We start from the raw sequence: 19241 nt of genomic DNA, 5'->3' as shown, positions 1-19241 counted from the left end.
TTGCCCCGATTAACGTGCAATTCACAATGCGACGTTAACAAGAAACACCTATTCGGCTGACGATTTTGCGGTAAATCGTCAGGTAGTCATCGACCATCCGGCCGGCCGAGAACCGTTCCCGGGCCCGCCGGGCGCACGCGCCGCGGTCGATCGCGTCGATGCCCGCGACCGCGGCGACCGCCTCGTCCGCATCCGCGACCAGCCGCCCGGTCACGCCCTCGTCGATCACCTCGGGCATCGACCCTTTCGAGTACGCGATCACGGGCGTCCCGCAGGCCATCGACTCCACGACCGACAGCCCGAACGGCTCGGCGAACCGGATCGGATGCAGCAGCGCGGCGCCGGAGCCGAGGATCCGCCCGCGGTCGGCCGGCCCGACCGAGCCGAGGTAGACGACCCGATCGCCGTCGATGTGCGGCTCGACCGCCGCCCGGTGGAAGTCGCGGTCCTGCACGATGCCGCAGATGATCAGGCGGCGGCCGGCGCGCCGGGCGATCTCGATGGCCAGATCGGTGCCTTTGTCCGGATGGATTCGGCCGAAAACCACCAGATCCGCGGAGGGCTCGAGCGATATCGGCAGCGAGGAGAGATCGATCCCGTGGTGCACGGTCCCGGCGTACGACAGCCGGGGAGAGCGGTCACTGTCGGAGATGGAGACGTAGTGCGAGTCGGCCCGCTCGTACGCCGGAAGGATCGACGGCCCCGAGAATCCATGGATGGTCGTGAGCATCGGCGCCGCGCAGTGCCGGGAGAACGCGAGCGGCAGCCAGTCCAGGTGGTTGTGCACGAGGTCGAACTCGGCCGACCGGGACAGCGCGTGGCTGACGTGCAGCGCCTCCCATACCCGGCCGTCGATCTCGTCGCTCTCCTCGTACCCGGTCGGGCTGACCCCGTCGAGGGCCGCCTTGGTGACCGAGTCGAGCGTGGCGAACAGCGTGACGTCGATGCCGCGCGCGGTCAGCCCCTCGGCCAGCAGGCTGGTGATCAGTTCCCACGGGCCGTAGTGCAGCGGCGGCGTACGCCACGCGATCGGCCCCAGCAGCGCCACCTTCATGACAAATGCCATAATTTGGTAGTTAACACCCGCTTAGTATGCCCACGGGTTTCGGACGGCGTTCTCGTGTTAGAGAAGACGCATGACGGATCTCTGGTGGAGAAGCGCGGTCGTTTACCAGATCTACCCTCGCAGCTTCGCGGACGCCGACGGCGACGGCATGGGCGATCTGCGCGGAGTCATCGACCATCTCGACCACCTGGCCGAGCTCGGCGTCGACGTGCTCTGGCTTTCCCCGATCTACCGTTCCCCGCAGGACGACAACGGCTACGACATCAGCGACTACCAGGACATCGACCCGCTCTTCGGCAATCTCGCCGTCTTCGACGAGCTGCTGGCCGCCGCCCACGCCAGGGGCATGAAGCTGATCATGGACCTGGTGGTGAACCACAGCTCGGACGAGCACCCGTGGTTCGCCGAGAGCCGGTCGAGCCGCGACAACCCGAAACGCGACTGGTACTGGTGGCGGCCGGCCCGCGCGGGGATGGAGCCGGGCACGCCCGGCGCGGAACCGACCAACTGGGGCTCGGCGTTCGGCGGGCCGGCCTGGGAGTACGACCAGAAGACCGGCGAGTACTACCTGCACCTGTTCTCGCCGAAGCAGCCCGACCTCAACTGGGAGAACCCCGAGGTCCGCCAGGCCGTGTACGCCATGATGCGCTGGTGGCTCGACCGGGGCGTGGACGGCTTCCGGATGGACGTCATCAACATGATCTCGAAGGACCCGGCGCTTCCCGACGGTCGCGTGACGGCCGGTCAGCCGTACGGGGACGGCAGCGCCGCGTACATCAACGGCCCGCGCAACCACGAGTTCCTGCGCGAGATGCACGACGAGGTCTTCGCCGGACGGCCGGGCCTGCTCACCGTGGGGGAGATGCCGGGCGTGACCGTGGAGGAAGCCATCCTCTTCACCGGCCGCGACCGGCACGAGGTCGACATGGTCTTCCAGTTCGACCACGTGTGGGCAGACCGCGGCGGCGATCCGTGGACGCTGGTTCCGCTGCGGCTCAGCACGCTCAAGGGGATCTTCGGGCGGTGGCAGGCGGGCCTGGCCGAGGTCGGGTGGAACAGCCTCTACTGGAACAACCACGACCAGCCGCGCGCGGTCTCCCGGTACGGCGACGACTCCCCGGAGCATCGGGTGACGGCGGCCAAGATGCTCGGCACGGTGCTGCACCTGCACCGCGGGACGCCGTACGTCTACCAGGGCGAGGAGTTGGGCATGACCAACTACCCGTTCCGGACGATCGCCGACTTCCGGGACATCGAGGCGCTCGGGCAGTACCGGCAGGCGGTCGAGCAGGAGGGGCGCAAGCCCGAGGAGGTGCTCGGCGTCCTGCGCGCCCGGGGGCGGGACAACGCCCGCACCCCGATGCAGTGGGACGACTCGCCGCACGCCGGCTTCACGGCCGGGTCGCCGTGGCTCGCGGTCAACCCGAACTACCCGGAGATCAACGCGGCGGCCGAGCGGGCCGACCCCGACTCGGTCTTCCACCACTACCGCAAGCTGATCAAGCTGCGGCACGACGAGCCGGCGGTGGTCGAGGGCGACTTCACCATGCTGCTGCCGCACGACGAGCGGTTGTACGCCTTCACCCGGCGCCTCGGAAACACGGAGCTGCTCGTCGTCGGCAACTTCTCGGGCGAGACCGTGCGTGCCGAGATCGAGGATGCGATCGCCTGGGAGGAGGCCGAGCTCGTGCTCACCAACGTGCCCGCGCCGAGCGGGCTGACCCTGCAGCCGTGGCAGGCGGTAATTTACCGGCGCTCGGTCTAGGGGGCGCCGGCCCACGCGGTAAGGATGCCCAGCCCAACCCGCCCGGCGGCTGCGGCGGGCCGCACCCCGGGCAGGCGGGCGGGCGCCGACGAGCCGGCCCCAGCGGGACTAGCGGAGGGATCGGAAGGCGGCCCGGAGCTCGGAGGCGAACAGCGCCGGCTCCTGCCAGGCGGCGAAGTGGTTGCCGCGGTCGAGCTCGTTGAAGTAGATGAGGTTCGGGTAGGCCCGCTCGGCCCAGCTGCGCGGGACCCGGTAGATCTCATTGGCGAAGGTGCTGACCGCGGCCGGGACGGTCACGTTCTTGACGTCGAAGAAGCCGACCGTGTTCTCCCAGTAGAGCCGGGCGGACGAGACGCCCGTGTTGGTGAGCCAGGTCAGCGTGACGTTGTCGAGGATCTCGTCGCGGGTCAGGCCGCCGACCGGGCGCCCGGCGAAGGCCTCGGCGATGTCGCGGTAGCTGGCGGCGTCGTGGTTGATCATCCAGGAGGCGAGCGAGACGGGCGAGTCCGCGAGGCCGTACATGGTCTGCGGCCGGGTGCCCATCTGGACGCCGTAGCCGACGCCCTTCGTGAAGAACTCGGCCAGCTGGTCGAACGTGCGGGTCTCCTCCTCGGACAGGCCGGGCGGGGGCGGGCCGCCGGCGCCCAGCACGTTGCGCGCCAGCACGAGCCAGACGTCCGCGGGAACGACGCCGGCCATGTTGCTGTGGATGCCGAGCAGTCCGGGCGGCGCCTGCACGCCGAGGAGGTCGGTGACGATCGCGCCCCAGTCGCCGCCCTGCGCCACGTAGCGCGGGTAGCCGAGGCGGGTCATCAGCACGTCCCAGGCGCGGGCCATCCGGTCGGGGCCCCAGCCGAGGTCCCGCGGCTTGCCCGAGTACCCGTAGCCCGGCATCGACGGGATCACCACGTCGAACGCGTCGGCCGCGGAGGCGCCGTACGCGGTCGGGTCGGTGAGCGGTTCGACGATGTTCAGCATCTCGACGACCGAGCCCGGCCAGCCGTGCGTGAGGATCACCGGCAGCGCGTTCTCGTGCCGCGAGCGCACGTGGATGAAGTGGATGTCCAGCCCGTCGATCTCGGTGACGAAGTTCGGCAGCGCGGCCAGCCGCCGCTCGCACCGGCGCAGGTCGTACTCGGTGGACCAGTAGTGGGCGAGCTCTCGCATCACCCCGAGCTGCACGCCCTGCGAGAAGTCGTCGACGAGCTCGGCGTCGGGCCAGCGGGTGGCGGTGACGCGGGCGCGCAATGCGTCGAGGTCCGCCTCGGTGGCGGCCGGGATCGGGAACGGCCGGACCGCCGTCGCCTCGTACGTGGTGGCTGACATGGTTGGCTCCTTCATGGAGTGGCTGATAACCGCAGCCTGCGCGCCGGAGCCCGCGCGTCGCCTCCGTCGGGGACCCTGGGTCAGGTCACGGGGTCGCACCCTGGGTTCGGGACCCCAGGGTGGCCGTCAGCTCCCGCCGGGAGCGGATGCCGAGCTTGGTGAAGACGTTGCGCAGGTGCCATTCGACGGTCCGCGCGCTGAGGAAGAGCCGGGCGCCGATCTCCGGGTTGGACAGTCCCTCGCCGGCCAGGCGGGCGATCTGCCGTTCCTGCGCGGTCAGGTCGTCGTGGGTGCCGGCCACCCGCCGGCGGACGGTCTCGCCGGCCGCCGCGAGCTCGCCGCGGGCACGCTCGGCGAACGCCTCCATCCCGATCGTGGCCAGCGTCTCGTGGGCCGCGCGCAGCTGGTCGCGTGCCTCGGCCGGGCGGTGCTCGCGGCGCAGCCACTCGCCGTAGAGCAGGCGGGCGCGGGCGGCCTCGGGACGCAGCGGGGTGCGACTCAGCCGGTCGATCGCCTCGCGGTACAGGGCGTCGGCCGCCGGGCCGTCGCTGAGCAGCGCCCGGCAGCGGGCCTCGATGCCGAGCGGGAAGTCGCTCTCGTGCGGCCGCGTCGCCCGGGCCAGCCGCTGGTGCGCCGTGCGGGCCAGGTCGACGTCGCCGGCGCGCACGGCCGCCTCCACCAGCTCGGGCAGCAGCCACACGAAGACCCAGTGGTTGAGGGCGGCCGCCGACACCGCCGGGCGGGCCGCGGTCACCGCGTCGGCGTACCGGGCGAGACCGTTGTTGAGGACCGCGGCCGCCCACAATGCCCGGACGGCGGTCGTGCTCTGCCCGCCGAATCGCCGGATCGCGGCGGCGGTCTCGTCCTCCCGGCCCTGCAGCGCCCGCAGCCGCAGCAGGGCGTACGGCGGCAGGCGGCTGCCGGTGACCGCGGCCGCGCTCTCGATCTCGGCGACGAGGGACTCGGCGGCCGTGAGGTCACCGGTCCACGCGACCGCCATCGCCAGGTACGTGAGGTGGACCGGCAACGCCGCGAGCTCGCCGGCGTCCCGGACGACCCGCGCGTTCCGGGCGGCGACCTCCAGCCAGCCGTCGTGGTCCCACAGCGCGCCGCGAGCGCCCACGGCCATCCAGCCCCACGCCATGACGTCTTCCGCGGAGAGATCCGTGTGCTCGGCCGCCGCGCGCCGCAGGATCGGGGTCGCGGCGGTGTATCCCTCGAGAATCAGCCGGGCGAAACCGTCGAGGAGCAGATCCCGCGGGCCGGGGCCGCCCGGCGCCGGCGGCAGGGCCCGCACCCCGCGGCAGATCTCCACGATGACGTCCCGCGCCGCGAGCTCCTCCGCCGTCCCGGCCGCGCCCCACGCCGTCAGGTACGTCTCCCGGGCCAGGTCCACATCGAACGGCGTCAGCCGCGCGGCCGCCTCCCGCAACAGCGGAAGGGACTCGGTCCAGCGGCCGGCGCCCAGCGCGACGTGGGCGCGGACCCGGCAGGCCAGGGCGCTCTGCAGCTCGTCGTGCGGCGCGGCCTCCGCCATCGCGACCAGCCCGAGGGCCGCGTCCAGCTCGCCGGCCTGGCAGCAGGCCTGGGCGGCGGCCAGCGCGCGATCCGCCCGGCGGCCGGGCTCGCCGGTCAACGCGAAGGCGCGCTGCAGGAACGCCGCGGCGGCGGCCAGACCACCGCGCGCCCGGGCCCGGTCGGCGACGCGCTCGAGCTCCCGGGCGACCTCCTCGTCCGGCCCGGCGGTGGCGGCGGCGAGGTGCCACGCGCGCCGGTCCGGGTCGGTCGCGGCGTCGGTCGCCTCCGCCAGCGCCCGGTGGGCCGCGCGGCGGTCGGCGTCCGGCGTGGACCGGTAGATCGCCGAGCGCGCCAGCGGATGCTGGAACGTCACCCGTTCGCCGATCGCGAGCAGTCCCTCCGCCCGCGCCGCGTCGGCGGCGGCCGGCGCGATGCCGAGACTCTCGGCCGCTCGCCAGAGCAGCCGCGGATCCCCGGCCGGATCGGCCGCCGCGACCAGCAGCAGGCGCCGGCCCTCGTCGGAGAGCAGGGCGAGACGCCGGACGAAGCTCTCCCGGACCCGCCCGGAGAGCGCCCGCTCGCCCGTCAGGCCGAAGCCGCCGGCCAGCTCGGTGGCGGTCAGGCCCCGCGGCAGCTCGAGCAGCGCCAGCGGGTTCCCCCGCGTCTCGGCGATGATCCGGTCCCGGACGGCCGCGTCCAGCTTGAACCGCACCGCGGAGGTGAGCAGCTCGCGGGCGTCGGCGTCGCCCACGCCGAGCACCTCCCGCTCCGGCAGGTGCCGCAGCTCCTCACCGGTGAACCGGGCGGCGAAGACGATGCCGACCGGCTCGGCCAGCAGGCGGCGGGCGACGAAGGCCAGTGTCAGCCGCGAGTTCCGGTCGAGCCACTGGGCGTCGTCGACTAGGCACAGCAGCGGACGCTCCTCGGCCCGCACCGCGAACAGGCCCAGCGTCGCCAGCCCGACGAGAAATCGGTCCGGTGGCGGGCCCGCGCTGAGGCCGAACACGATCTCCAGGGCCTGCCGCTGCGGCGCGGGGAGCTTGCCGAGCCGGTCGAGCAGCGGCCCGCACACCTGGTGCAGGCCCGCGTAGGCCAGCTCCATCTCGGACTCGACACCCACCGCCCGCACGATCGTGAGGTCGGACGCCGCACCGGCCAGGTGGTCGAGCAGTGCGGTCTTGCCGATCCCAGCCTCGCCGCGTAGCACCAGCACCCGGCCGTGCCCGCGGCGGACCGCCGAGGCGAGCTCGTCCAGCTGAGCGCACTCCTCGGTCCGGCCACGCAGTCTCCGCCCGGCCGACCCGGGGAATTCGCGCACGCCCAGACTGTACGAGCGATCCGCGGCCGCGTCAGGCCGGGACGGTGCGCTCGATCCAGTGCTTGAGGTTGGCCGGGCGCTCGGCCTTGCCGTAGAACCAGCCCTGGACCAGGTCGCAGCCCTGGTCGCGGAGCCAGTCGCGCTGGGTCTCGGTTTCCACGCCCTCGGCGACCACGCGGTGGCCCATGGCGTGGGTCATGGCCAGGACGGCGCGGACGATGGGCTCGTTGGCGCCGGTCAGGCCGATGTCGGAGATGAACGAGCGGTCGATTTTGACAATCCCGACCGGCAGGCGGTGCAGGTAGGAGAGCGACGAGTAACCGGTGCCGAAGTCGTCGATGCAGAGGGTGACGCCGAGCGCGTGCAGGGCGTTGAGGGTCAGCAGGGCCGCCTCGATGTCCTCCATGACGCCGGACTCGGTGATCTCCAGCCAGAGGGCGTTCGGCGGCAGGCCGGTCTCGCGCAGGACGTCGTCGACGATCCTCACGAGGGTGCCGTCGCGGAGCTGGCGGACGGCGACGTTGACCGAGACGTGCAGCGGGCGTGCGCCGGGGCCGCGGGTGTCCGTCCAGGTGAGCAGCTGGCGGGCCGACTCGCGCAGGAGCCAGGCGCCCATCTCCTCGATCATGCCGGTCTCCTCGGCGATCGGGATGAACTCGATCGGGGAGACGAAGCCGAGCTCGGGCGAGTTCCAGCGCATGAGCGCCTCGAAGCCGTCGAGCTCCTCGCTCGCCAGGTCGACGATCGGCTGGAAGTGCACGGCCAGCTCGCCGCGCTCGAGGGCGCCGCGCAGCGCCTGCTCGAGCTTCACCCGGTCGCGGACCTGCTCGCGCAGCGTCGTGTCGAACATGGCGTACGCGTTGCGGCCGGAGCCCTTCGCCTTGTACATGGCGGTGTCGGCGTCGCGGATCAGCTCGAGCGCGTGCGCGCCGCCGGTCGACTTGGCCACGCCGATCGAGGCGGAGATGGCCACGTCGCCGACCGACAGCTCGAACGGGTGGGCCAGCTCGATCAGCAGGCGGTCGGCCAGCGACTCGGCGAGCCGCAGGTGGGACGGGCTGGCCAGGGCGATCACGAACTCGTCGCCGCCGATGCGGGCCACCACGTCCTCGGCGCGTACCTGCTCGGCGAGCCGGGCCGCGACCGCGCAGAGCAGCTCGTCGCCGACCTGGTGACCCCAGTGGTCGTTGATCATCTTGAAGCGGTCGAGGTCGATGAAGAGCAGGCTGATCTCGAGGTGCTCGTCGGTCGCCCGGTCGGCCCAGCGGGACACGGTCTCCGACAACAGCTCCCGGTTGGGCAGATCGGTGAGCGCGTCGTGGGTCGCGCGCCGGCGGGTGGCGCGCTCGGCGCGTACGCGGGAATTGTTGGACCGCACCACCCGGGCGAGCGTGCCGAGAACCAGCAGCGCGCACAGCGCGGCCCGGATCAGGTCGTTGGCGATGATGCCCACCGGCACCAGCGAGGTCACGATGGTCGGGACCACGACCACGAGACCGATCACGACCAGGCGCAGGCGGCTCATGTCGCTGACCACGATCTGCTGCGGCTCGACCAGGGATCCGGTCGAGGGGTGCAGCGCGGAGGCGGGGATCAGCACAAACATGACCAGGAACAGCGCGTTTACCGTCGCCTGCGAGATGTCGACGACCTGGGCGTCGCGCAGGCTGTACAGCAGGTCGCCGGCGAACATCGCGCCGGCCGCGGCGGTCAGCAGCCACAGCGCCGGCTTCTGCGCGCCGCCGGCCAGCAGGAGCTGGGCGACCAGCACCAGCAGCACGACGTCGATGATCGGGAACAGCGCGTCGAGGATCTGGTACGACGTGACGCCGGCCGTGACGAGCGACGGCGCGATCACGAACGTCCAGGTGAGGAACGCGAAGGCGAGGCCGACCAGGATCGCGTCGATCCGGGCCGGGTCGTCGTCAGCGGCCCGGCGGCGGCGCAGCATCACCGAGAACGCGTAGCCGATGCAGAGGTACGCCGGGACGACGAACGAGTTGGGGATGAACGCGATCCACGTGGGCGGGGTCGCGACCGTGCTCGGCACCGCGGCCCGGATCAGGCTGGCGACGATGAACAGGTAGCCGCCGGCGCGGATCAGCCGCCACGGGGTGCGGTCGGCCGGGGCGAGGTTGCGGCGCGGGCCCACGTGCAGGGCGACCATGCCCAGGACCAGCACGAGGGCCATGACCGGGGTCTGCAGCGACTCCGGGCCGAACTGGAAGATCGCGACCAGCGCGAGGCCGACGACGGTGTGCAGCCAGGCGAGGCGCGCGGGGCACGCGGAAAGGCCGTCGACTCTGGTCACGTCTGACCATCGGCAGCCCGCCCGCCGACTTTACCCAGTAAATCAGTATAAAGTTCGGAATTTCCGGGACAGCGACCCCGACGAACGGCAACCTGGCTCATGGCCGAGCAATCAGTGTCACGGGGGTCCACGTGCGCCGGAACCGGACGAAGCGCCACATCGCCATGCTGCTCACGACGATCATCGCCGCGTCGGGCCTGCCCGGCGAGAGGCCGGCGCTGGCCGCCGAGAATCCCGCGCTGCAGACGATCGCGCTGGCCGGTGCGGACGGGGCGAAGCAGGCAACCCGGCCGTTCAGCCTTCTCGGCATCAGCTGGGCGGATCCGGAGAAACCCGCGGAAGGCACGTTCCGTGTCCGGACCCGCCGGATGGGTTCTACCCGCTGGACGCCCTGGCAAACCCTCGAGGCGGACGCCGACAGCGGTGGCTCGACCGATCCGCTCTGGGTGGGCCCGTCCGACGCCGTCGAGGCCCGGATCGACGGCGGCGGGACGCAGCCGGGACTGCGGCTGAATCTGATCAACCCCGACACCCCCACAACCCTTTCCCGGCGTACGCCCGGAAGCCGCACCGAAGAGACCGCGCTGCCCACGCGTCCCGTGCCGAGGATGGTCACCCGCGCCGGCTGGGGCGCCAACGAGTCGATCGTCCGGGCGGCGCCCGAGTACACCGGCCCGGTCCAGGTGTTCTTCGTCCACCACACGGCCACCGGCAACGACTACTCCTGCGCCGACTCGGCCGCCATCGTCCGCGGCATCCAGGCCTATCAGGTGCGCACCAAGGGCTGGGACGACATCGGCTACAACTTCCTGGTCGACAAGTGCGGGACCATCTTCGAGGGCCGCGGCGGCGGGGTCGGCCGCAACGTGCTCGGCGCGCACACGCTCGGTTTCAACACCGACGCCAGCGCGATCGCCGTGATCGGCACGTACGACTCGGTCGGCGTCTCGCCCGCCGTGCGCACCGCGATCGCCACGGTCGCCGCCTACAAGCTGGGCGCGGCCGGCAACCCGCCCAACGGCCGGGTCGTCTACACCTCCGGCGGCAGCAACCTCTACCCGGTCGGTGAGAAGGCGACGCTCTACCGCATCTCCGGTCACCGGGACGCCGGCCGCACCGACTGCCCGGGCGACGCGCTCTACCGGCAACTACCGCAGATCCGGGCCATCGCGGGAGCGGCACCGGCGGGCCTGCGCCTTCTGCACGTGACCGGCGCCATCCAGTACGGCCCGCTGCTGTACACGCGGGGCCTGATCCGCCCGCTCTGGAACGTCGCCACCCCGAGCGCGCTGATCGCCCGGTTCGAGGTGTGGGTCGACGGCCGCCTGACCCTGGCCGCGCCGGGTACCCACCGCACGGCCGCGCTGCGCCTGTCTCCCGGCGGCCACACCGTCGCGGTCCGCGCGCTGCACCTCTCCGGCCGCACGAGCATGGTCACCACCCGGGTCGTTTCCGACCCGAACGCGCCGACCTTCACGGCCGGCCCGGACGTCGCGCTGCGCCCCGGCCCGCTCGACGGCTCGGTGCCGATCCGGCTCGGCTGGCGGGCGTCCGACGTGAACGGCCTGTCCGCGGTGAGCCTGCTGCGCCCCACCGCGGTGAATCTCGGGATCACCGCGCGGAGCCGGAACGGCACGATCAGGCCGGCCGTGCCGACGACCTTCACCGTGCGGGCGGCCGACCGGGCGGGGAACGCCGTGAGCGCTTCGGTCACTCGTACACCCGTGGTCTTGTCGGAAGCCGTCGCACGACGGACCGGAAGCTGGCGCACCCTGCGCGACCCGGCCTATCTCGGTGGGGTGGCTCTCGGTTCGACCGCCGGCGGATCCGCCGCGACCTGGACCTTCACCGGACGCTCGGCCGCGCTCGCGGTCGGCCGGGGCGCATTCTCCGGACGCGTGCGCATCTTCGTGGACGGCGACGACGCGGGCGTCGTCGACCTGGGGTCGCCGCACACCGTCTACCGCCAGGCGGTCTGGTCACGCTACTGGAGTGGTTCCGCTCAACACACGATTCGCGTACGCGTGGAGGGCACCCCGGGACGACCGGGCGTCATCCTCGACGGATTGGTCTACCTGAAATGAGAAAAGCTGTCAGGAGGTGTCAGCCTCTCGGGGCAGGATCCGGGGCATGACTGGTTTTGCGACTCTTGCGATGATCAACCTCGACGCCGAGGATCCGGCCGCCCTGGCCACCTTCTACTCCCAGGTGCTGGGCTGGGAGGTGCTGCACAGCGAGGGCGACTACGCCATGATCGGCGACGGCACCACGAGCCTCGGCTTCGGCCGGGTGGCCGGTTACTCGGGTCCCGGCTGGCCCGACGAGTCGACCCCGAAGCGCTACCACCTCGACCTCTACGTCGACGACCTGGACAAGGCCGAGGAGCAGGCGCTGGCACTGGGCGCGACCAAACCGGCCGAGCAGCCCACGCCGGACCGCTGGCGCGTGCTGCTCGACCCGGCGGGTCACCCCTTCGACATCTGTTTGCGCAGCTGAACGTAGTCCTTCACGGTGATGGCGTCGGCCTTGGAGAATTGCTTCTCGAGCATGCCCTTCATCGGCCAGACGCCCATCATCTTCATGGACATCGCCCGCATACGGATCATGAGCCGCCCGTTCGGGGCGAACATCTCCACGCCGCCGGGCGGCAACTGGGTGCCCTCGGCGACGTAGGCGGCCATCTCGCGCTGGTACGCGGCGAACGCCTCCTCGGGGGTGTTCGCCGTGGCCAGCTCGCCGGCCAGCACGTTCGCCCCGACCAGGCTCATGCTGGTGCCCATGCCGGCGAGCGGGGTGCCGCAGTACCCGGCGTCGCCGAGCAGGACCGCCCGGCCGCGGTGCCAGGTCTCCACCGTGACCTTGCTGATCTCGTCGAAGTAGAAGTCGGGCGCGTCGGGCATGGCCTTGAGCATCTCGGGCACCCGCCAGCCGACTTTTTCGAATTTCTTCCGGATAAGTTCGATTTGCTCGGCTTTGGTAAGCCTCGGAAATACCTCTTTTGTCCGGAAGGTGAGGCTGGCCTTCGCCGTGCCACCGCGCTCGGGCCGGATGCCGGCGACCAGGCCGCCCGGCGCGTTGTACATCTCGAACCAGTTGTCCAGGTCGCCCGGGTCCGGCACCGAGAAGTACGCCTGGTACGCCCCCAGCGGCTGGACGAACTCGCTGTGCGGCCCGAAGGCGAGCTGCCGCACCGCCGAGCGCACCCCGTCGGCGCCGACCACGACGTCGTAGCGCTCACGGCGGCCGCTCGCGAAGAAGACGTCGCCCTCCGGCGTCAGCTCGCTCACCTGCTCGCCGAAGCGCCACTCGACATCCCCGGCCGTCGCGTCGTACAGGATCCGCGCGAGGTCGCCGCGCGCGATCTCGATCTCGGCCACGATGCCCTCGCCGCCGAACAGATCGGCCGGCATGCCGCTCAGCCGCCGCCCCCGCGCGTCGACCATCGCCCAGCCGCGCTCGTCGACCTGCCGCTCCCGGATCGCCTCGCGCAGCCCCATCCGCTCGACCACGCCGCGGGCCACCCCGCGCACGTCGACCGCGTGCCCGCCCGGGCGCGGCGCCGCCGCCCGCTCGGCGATCGTGACCTCGGCGCCGGCCCGGTGCAGCCAGAACGCCAGAGCCGGCCCGGCGATCCCGCCGCCGGAGATCAGAACCCGCATTTCCCCGCTCCTCTGCGTACTCTGTAAATGATGTACTAGTCAGAGTAGGAGCGCGCATTGCGGCTGGCAAACCGCACTAGTACGCTCCGCACGGGAAGGTGGTGGTGTACTAGTGCACCCGTATCGTCAGATCGTCGAGGACGTGCGACGGCGCATCGAGGCCGGCGAGCTGAAACCGGGCGACCGCGTCCCCTCGGCCCGCCAGATCACCCAGGACTGGGGCGTCGCTATCGCCACCGCCACCAAGGCCCACGCCGCGCTGCGCGAGGAGGGCCTGACCGTGGCCCGCCCCGGCGTCGGCACCGTCGTGGCCGGCCCCGCCCCACGTCGCGACCACGAGCTGACCAAGGACCGGATTGTCGCCGCCGCCGTGGCGATCGCCGACGCCGAGGGCATGGCCGAGCTGTCGATGCGCCGCATCGCCAGCTCGCTCGGCGTGTCGACGATGGCGCTCTACCGCCACGTCCCCGGCAAGGAGGAGCTCACGCTGGCGATGATCGACGCCGCGATCGGCGAGGTGCGCCTGCCCCCGAAGCCCCCCGCGAACTGGCGCACGGCCCTGGAGCTGGTCTCCCGCCTGGAGTGGCGCGGGTTCCAGCGTCACCCGTGGCTGGCGCCCACGCTGTCGCTGACCCGCCCCCAGATGGCCCCGAACGCGATGCGCATCACCGAGTGGGTCCTGGCCGTCTTCGACGGCTCCCGCCTGACCATGCCCGAGCGCCTGAACATCCAGATCCTGATGTTCAGCTTCGTCCGCGGCGTGGCCAGCGCCCTGGAGCCCGAGGCCGAGGCGATCCGGGAGACCGGGATGACCAACGAGCAGTGGATGGAGACCCAGGAGCCCACCTTCCTGGACCACCTGGCCGACGGCGGCATGCCCCACTTCCGCGAACTGGTCGCCCAGGAGTTCGACTTCGACCTGGACACCTTCTTCGAGTTCGGCCTGGCAAGGCTGCTGGACGGCCTGGTCCCCTACATCCAGCGCCCCTGACAGCTCCCCGCGCCGACCGGGCAGGAGTGACGAGCTGTTCGGCGCGCGGCTGGGCTGGGGCCGCCGTGGTCCGGCGTCTGACTTTCCCCCGTACGGGGAAGGAGAGCGTGACCGGATCGTTCCGGGGGTGGGCTCGATGGTGTCTTATGGGCGGCGGCGCCGGGCGCGAAGAATCGGGGCATGACCAATGCTCTGATCGTGATCGACGTGCAGGAATCGTTTCGGGTGCGGCCGCTCTGGCGGACGCTGGACAACCCGGCGCTGATTGCCAACGTGGGGCGGCTGGTGGAGGCCGCGCGGGCTGACGGCGAGATGGTGGTGTGGGTGCTGCATTCGGAGGCGGGCAGCGGCGGGGAATTCGACCCGGCCAATGGGCACGTGCGGGTGGTCGACGAGTTGGAGCCGGCCAAGGACGAGGCGCTCGTGACCAAGACCTCGCACAACGCCTTCACGACGACGAATCTCGGGCAGCTGCTGACCGCGGCGGGGGTCAATTCCGTGACCGTTTGCGGGCTGCGGACCGAGCAGTGCGTGGAGACGACGGCGCGGGTGGCATCCGATTTCGGGTACGAGGTCACGTTCGTCACCGACGCGACCGGGACGTTCCCGATTCCGCACTGGGACGCGCCGGCCGATCAGACCGTCGAGGAACTGCTGGCCGACCCGCGTACGCTTTCCGCGGCGGACGTGGTGCGCCGCACGGAATACGCGCTGGCCGGGCGGTTCGCCTCGGTCCGCGGGACGGACGACTATCTGGGGGTGTGACCGGATCGTGAGCCGGGTGGTGTTCGTGCTGACGCCGCAGGTGCACCTGCTCGATCTCGCCGGGCCGGCGCAGGTGTTCAGCACGGCCGAGCGCTACGAGCTCTCCTATGTGGCCGAGATGCCCGTGGTGCCCACGTGGCAGGGGGTGGCGCTGAACGCGGAGACGGAGTGGCCGGCGCTGACGCCCGACGATCTGGTGCTGGTTCCGGGGTGGCGGGACGGCTTCGGGGCGTTCGCCGCATCGACCCTCGGCCGCCTGCGCGACCACCACACCACCGGCGGCACCGTGGCCAGCGTCTGCGCGGGCGCCGACGCGCTCGGCCGGGCCGGACTGCTCGACGGCCGCCGCTGCACGACCCACCACGACCTGCAGGACGATCTGGCCCGTGACTATCCGCGGGCCATGGTCGTGCGCGACGTTCTCTACGTGAGCGACGACCGCGTGGTGACCTCGGCCGGCATCGCCAGCGGCATCGACCTCGCGCTGCACCTGGTCGCGCAGCGGCACGGGCCGGCCACGGCCGCGCACGTGGCCCGCGAGATGGTCGTCTACGCCCGGCGCAACGGCGACGAGCCGCAGGCCAGCGCCATGCTGCGGCACCGCGCCCACCTGTCCGACGTGGTGCATCGGGTGCAGGACACGATCGACTCCGGGTTCGCCGAGCCGCTGCCGCTGACCGGGCTCGCGGCCGGCGCCGGAGTCAGCGAACGCACCCTGACCAGGCTCTTCACGGCCGCGACCGGCCACACCCCGCTGCGCTACCAGCAACTGCTGCGGGTCGAGCGGGCCGAATACCTGATCGGCCACGGCGCGACGGTCGAGTCGGCGGCGCACGCGGTCGGCTTCAGCGACGCGCGCATGCTGCGGCGGTTGCGCGCCCGCCCGTAGGGGAGTTTCCCGATTTATCGCCCGGCGGGCATCGGCCAGGATCGACCCATGAAGTCCCTATTGACCGTTCTCCTTGCCGCGGCGCTGCCTCTCCCCGCGCCGATCGCGCCGATCGCGCCGACCCCGCCGACCCCGCCGGCCGCAGACGGCCTCGACTGGCATTCGTGCGGCGACAACGTCGAATGTGCCACGCTGACCGTCCCGGCCGACTGGAACGACCCCGGCGGCGCGACCGTCGACCTGCCCGTGGCCCGCCGACCGGCCACCGATCGGACGCATCGGGTCGGCACGCTCGTCTTCGGCCCCGGCGGCCCGTGGGATTCCGGCGTCGCCCGGGTGACCACCGGCTCCGGCCGATTCAGCGACACCCTGCGGAGCCGCTTCGACATCGTCAGCTTCGACCCGCGTGGCTCGCGCGGCGGCCGCCCGATCCCGTGCGACACCAGCCCGGCCGGGCCGAAGCCTGAGCCCGTGCTGACCAGCCAGGCCGAATTCGACGCGACCGTCGCGTACAACCGCAAGGTCCGGGACATCTGCGCCCGGAGCCCGGCCGACATGCTCAGCAACGTCCGCGACGTGGACGCCCTCCGGGCCGCGCTCGGCGAGAAGCAGATCAGCTTCCACGGCACCTCCTACGGCACCCTGCTCGGCGAGCAGTACGCCGAGCGGTACCCGGGCCGCGTGCGGGCCATGGTCCTGGAGAGCGTCGACGACCACAGTGTCCCGACGACGGCCGCGTTCCTCGCCACACAGGCCGCGGCCTTCGAGGATGCCTTCCAGGATTTCGCCCATTGGTGCGATATTTCGGGCACGACCTGCACTCTCAACGCCCGAGGCGGCGCCAGAACGGTCTGGCACCGCTTGATCACCACGTACAACCACTTCGACCTGGACGCGACGGCCCTGGTCCGGCTCAAGGACGCCGACTACGCGACGCTGGACAAAGACCTGGCCGCCGTGGACGACGGCACCCCGCCCCGGCACGTGACCGACCTCGGCGTGGTGGTCCCGGCGTTCTGCGACGACTGGTCACTCCCGGTCCGCGACTACGCCGAGTACGCGTCCCTGCTGCGCCGGACGGCCGCGATCGCCAAGGACACCGGGTACCCGCCGCAGGTCTTCGCGCTCACGATGTGCCTGGGCCGGCCGCAGGTCACCAACCCGCAGCACGTCCTGCGCGTCCACACCCGGACCCCGATCCTGCTGCTCAACTCCCGCCACGACCCGGCCACCGGCCTGAACTGGGCCCGCTCCGTCGAGCGTCAGCTGGGCCGCCACGGCGTGCTCGTCACCTACGACGGTGCCGGTCACGGCGCGTACACGATCAGTGAATGTATGAAGCGCACCGCGGACGACTACCTGGTGTCGCTCGAGGTCCCCGCCCGGGGAACGACGTGCCCTACCGCCTGATGTCCCCGCCGGTCAGCGCGGCCAGCTCGGCCCGATCGGGCAGCCCCTCGCAGTCCCCGGGCACGGTGACCGCGAACGCCCCGGCCGCGATGGCCGTCCTCAGGCACTGCGCGGGCGCGGCCCCGGCCAGCCGATCGGCGAGGTAGCCCGCCACGAACGCGTCGCCGGCGCCGATCGGGTCGATCACCGTCACCGGCAGCGCCGGCACCTCGTGGCGTTCCCCGTTGATCAGCGCGACGCACCCGCGACCGCCGTCCTTGACGATCACCTCGGTGGGCCCGAGCTTGGCCAGCCCGCCGAGCTGGTCGTCACCGTCGACGAACAGGCTCGCCTCGTCCGGACCGGCGAACACGATGTCGGCCATGGACACCAGGTCGCGCAGGACGGCGGCCGCGTCCGGCCGCGACCAGAGCTTCCCGCGATAGTTGACGTCGATCGACACCGGCACCCCGGCCGCCACGGCCGTCTCCACCGACTGGAAGACGGCGGCCCGGCAGGTCGAGCTGAGCGCCGGCGTGATGCCGGTGACGTGCACGACCCCGGCCTCACGCAGCAGGGCGGGCGGAATGTCGGCCGGCGTGAGCCGCGACCCGGCGCTCCCGGCCCGGTGGTAGTCGACGTGCATGAACTCGCCGGACCGCTTGTACCGCACCATCAGCCCGGTGAACATGTCGTCGGGAATGGCCATGGCGCGCACGCCCGAGTCGGTGAGCCGCCGCGAGATCAGCGCGCCGGTCGCGTCCGGCCCGACCCGGCCCAGCCAGGTGGCCTCACCCCCGAGGCGGGCCACCCCGATCGCCACGTTGCTCTCGGCGCCACCGACGCCGAAGGAGAAGCTTCGCGCGTACGCCAGGGGCCCGATGCCGTCCGCGGCGATCACGCCCATCGACTCGCCGAACGTGAACAGTCCGCTCATGAGCGGGCGAACGCGACGGCGCTGACCGCGTGCCGGGCGCGGGCCGCCAGCGCTTTCATGCTGCCGCCCGAGGCCGCGTCGCCGATCAGCGGACTGCCGACGCCGACCGCTTTCGCCCCGGCCAGCAGCCAGTCGGCGATGTCCTCGATCTTGATGCCGCCGGTGGGCATCACGTCGATCTGCGGGAGCGGGCCGCGCACGTCGCGCAGGAACCGGGGGCCGAGCCCGCCGGCCGGGAACAGTTTCACCAGCGGCGCGCCGGCCTTGTGCGCCTCGTACATCTCGGTGGGTGTCGACGTGCCGGGATAGAACGGCACGGGCGAGGCGGCCACCAGCGACGTGTCGAGCACCGGGGAGACCAGGAACTCGGCGCCGGCGTCGACCGCGGCCTTGGCGTCGTCCTCGGTGAGGACCGTGCCCCCGCCGACCGTCACGGAAGTGGGCAACTGACGGCGCAACCCGGCCAGGGCCTCGATCGCGCCGCGCGAGGTCAGGGTGACCTCGAGCGCCGTTATGCCGGCCCCGACCAGCACGTCGGCGACGGCGGCGAACCCGTCGGCGGTCGGCGCGCGCAGGATCGCCACGATCCCGCTGCGGATGACAGCTGCGGTTACCTCGTCATCGCTCACGACTTAGATCCTGCCCGATACCTGCAAGATCATCCAGTGGCGGCTTGCGGGTGAGGAAACGCACACGCCCGTTCGGCGGCGGCGGTTCGGTGTCGATGCCCAGCTCTTCCCGGACGGCGGCCTCGAACTGCTGCATGACCAGCGGAACCTGGGTCAGCAGCTCACGGAAGTGGGTCTGCGGCTGCACGCCCGGCACGGCGGCCGGGTTCATCTCGCCGTGCAGACGCTGCAGCAACACGTGCACGGCCAGGGCCGCGCTGCGAACCGGTCCCGACGCGAGCAGCCGCACCCGCATCAGCGCGGGCCCGACCTCGTCGACGTAGGCGAGCGGCGTGGGCGGTTTGTCCCCGGCGTCATAGGCGGCGCGCAGCCGGTAGGTGTCCCGCTCGAAAACCGCGAGCAACCCGACATATGCGTCCTTGCGTTCCTCATACCACCGCCGGGTCCTCTTCCGGCGTCGGCGCACGATCTCGTCACGGGCGGTCACGAACTGTGCCGTGGCCGCCCCACCCAGGGCAAACACCACGGCGATGAGGGGCAGCCCCCACCACGGGATCTGAGACACGCGCTAACCGTAGCGAGGCCGGGCTCGCGGGGTCACCGTTGCGGGGTCCGGATGGGCCGCCGCTAGTACCGAACCCCGCGGCCCGACCGGCCGCGATTTCGATCCACACCGAT

The 19241-nt window shown here is 71.9% G+C and carries 15 protein-coding genes; 7 read left to right on the top strand and 8 right to left on the bottom strand.

Annotation, left to right across the window (positions count from 1 at the left end):
• Nucleotides 1-34: 34 nt before the first annotated feature.
• Nucleotides 35-1054, bottom strand: coding sequence for a glycosyltransferase family 4 protein (locus tag A3CQ_RS0131490; protein ID WP_020514942.1), 1020 nt, complete (start codon nucleotides 1052-1054; stop codon nucleotides 35-37).
• Nucleotides 1055-1136: 82 nt separating this feature from the next.
• Between A3CQ_RS0131490 and A3CQ_RS0131485 the strand changes: the two genes are divergently transcribed.
• Entirely contained in the window at nucleotides 1137-2831 is a 1695-nt protein-coding gene (locus A3CQ_RS0131485) for a glycoside hydrolase family 13 protein (protein WP_020514941.1), read from the top strand.
• 108 nt (nucleotides 2832-2939) lie between these two features.
• On the opposite strand, the gene A3CQ_RS0131480 is transcribed toward A3CQ_RS0131485, so the two are convergent.
• From A3CQ_RS0131480 to A3CQ_RS0131470, 3 genes are all read right to left on the bottom strand, one after another.
• Nucleotides 2940-4157 (bottom strand): epoxide hydrolase family protein, encoded by a 1218-nt coding sequence (locus tag A3CQ_RS0131480; protein WP_020514940.1) that lies wholly within the window; start codon nucleotides 4155-4157, stop codon nucleotides 2940-2942.
• A gap of 85 nt (nucleotides 4158-4242) precedes the next feature.
• On the bottom strand, nucleotides 4243-6993 hold the full coding sequence (locus A3CQ_RS0131475) for a helix-turn-helix transcriptional regulator (RefSeq protein ID WP_020514939.1): 2751 nt from the start codon (nucleotides 6991-6993) through the stop codon (nucleotides 4243-4245).
• A 31-nt stretch (nucleotides 6994-7024) separates the two neighbouring features.
• Nucleotides 7025-9304 (bottom strand): putative bifunctional diguanylate cyclase/phosphodiesterase, encoded by a 2280-nt coding sequence (locus tag A3CQ_RS0131470; RefSeq protein WP_020514938.1) that lies wholly within the window; start codon nucleotides 9302-9304, stop codon nucleotides 7025-7027.
• Nucleotides 9305-9435: 131 nt separating this feature from the next.
• Between A3CQ_RS0131470 and A3CQ_RS0131465 the strand changes: the two genes are divergently transcribed.
• Complete coding sequence (locus tag A3CQ_RS0131465; RefSeq protein WP_020514937.1) at nucleotides 9436-11388, top strand: N-acetylmuramoyl-L-alanine amidase; 1953 nt, start codon at nucleotides 9436-9438, stop codon at nucleotides 11386-11388.
• 46 nt (nucleotides 11389-11434) lie between these two features.
• Entirely contained in the window at nucleotides 11435-11800 is a 366-nt protein-coding gene (locus A3CQ_RS0131460) for a VOC family protein (protein WP_026206399.1), read from the top strand.
• On the opposite strand, the gene A3CQ_RS54785 is transcribed toward A3CQ_RS0131460, so the two are convergent.
• Entirely contained in the window at nucleotides 11770-12963 is a 1194-nt protein-coding gene (locus A3CQ_RS54785) for an FAD-dependent monooxygenase (RefSeq protein WP_020514935.1), read from the bottom strand. The two genes, A3CQ_RS0131460 and A3CQ_RS54785, sit on opposite strands and share 31 nt — an antisense overlap.
• 112 nt (nucleotides 12964-13075) lie before the next feature.
• Between A3CQ_RS54785 and A3CQ_RS0131450 the strand changes: the two genes are divergently transcribed.
• The 4 genes from A3CQ_RS0131450 (at nucleotide 13076) to A3CQ_RS0131435 (ending at nucleotide 17018) form a co-directional block, all read left to right on the top strand.
• The gene (locus A3CQ_RS0131450; RefSeq protein ID WP_020514934.1) at nucleotides 13076-13954 is read left to right on the top strand and encodes a TetR/AcrR family transcriptional regulator C-terminal domain-containing protein; all 879 of its coding nucleotides are present in this window, start codon (nucleotides 13076-13078) and stop codon (nucleotides 13952-13954) included.
• 180 nt (nucleotides 13955-14134) lie between these two features.
• Nucleotides 14135-14719 carry a cysteine hydrolase family protein gene (locus A3CQ_RS0131445; RefSeq protein WP_020514933.1) on the top strand — a complete coding sequence of 195 codons (585 nt, stop codon included), beginning with the start codon at nucleotides 14135-14137 and terminating at the stop codon, nucleotides 14717-14719.
• A gap of 7 nt (nucleotides 14720-14726) precedes the next feature.
• On the top strand, nucleotides 14727-15608 hold the full coding sequence (locus A3CQ_RS0131440; RefSeq protein WP_020514932.1) for a GlxA family transcriptional regulator: 882 nt from the start codon (nucleotides 14727-14729) through the stop codon (nucleotides 15606-15608).
• Between the two features lie 48 nt (nucleotides 15609-15656).
• On the top strand, nucleotides 15657-17018 hold the full coding sequence (locus A3CQ_RS0131435) for an alpha/beta hydrolase (RefSeq protein WP_026206398.1): 1362 nt from the start codon (nucleotides 15657-15659) through the stop codon (nucleotides 17016-17018).
• Here A3CQ_RS0131435 and A3CQ_RS0131430 read toward each other — a convergent pair.
• Genes A3CQ_RS0131430 through A3CQ_RS0131420 form a run of 3 tightly spaced genes read right to left on the bottom strand, consistent with a single transcriptional unit; the run spans nucleotide 17008 to nucleotide 19128 of the window.
• The gene (locus tag A3CQ_RS0131430) at nucleotides 17008-17934 is read right to left on the bottom strand and encodes a sugar kinase (RefSeq protein WP_020514930.1); all 927 of its coding nucleotides are present in this window, start codon (nucleotides 17932-17934) and stop codon (nucleotides 17008-17010) included. The genes A3CQ_RS0131435 and A3CQ_RS0131430 overlap by 11 nt on opposite strands.
• Nucleotides 17931-18563, bottom strand: a complete 633-nt coding sequence (locus A3CQ_RS0131425; protein WP_020514929.1) for a bifunctional 4-hydroxy-2-oxoglutarate aldolase/2-dehydro-3-deoxy-phosphogluconate aldolase — start codon at nucleotides 18561-18563, stop codon at nucleotides 17931-17933. Before A3CQ_RS0131425 ends, A3CQ_RS0131430 begins: the two co-directional genes overlap by 4 nt.
• Nucleotides 18553-19128 (bottom strand): hypothetical protein, encoded by a 576-nt coding sequence (locus A3CQ_RS0131420; RefSeq protein ID WP_020514928.1) that lies wholly within the window; start codon nucleotides 19126-19128, stop codon nucleotides 18553-18555. The genes A3CQ_RS0131425 and A3CQ_RS0131420 overlap by 11 nt, the downstream gene beginning before the upstream one ends.
• Nucleotides 19129-19241 lie beyond the last annotated feature (113 nt).

It is taken from the genome of Paractinoplanes globisporus DSM 43857 (assembly GCF_000379645.1).
Taxonomy (GTDB): Bacteria; Actinomycetota; Actinomycetes; order Mycobacteriales; family Micromonosporaceae; genus Actinoplanes; species Actinoplanes globisporus.
Note: the sequence above shows the minus strand (reverse complement) of the source record. Positions and strands in the feature narration are given on the sequence as shown.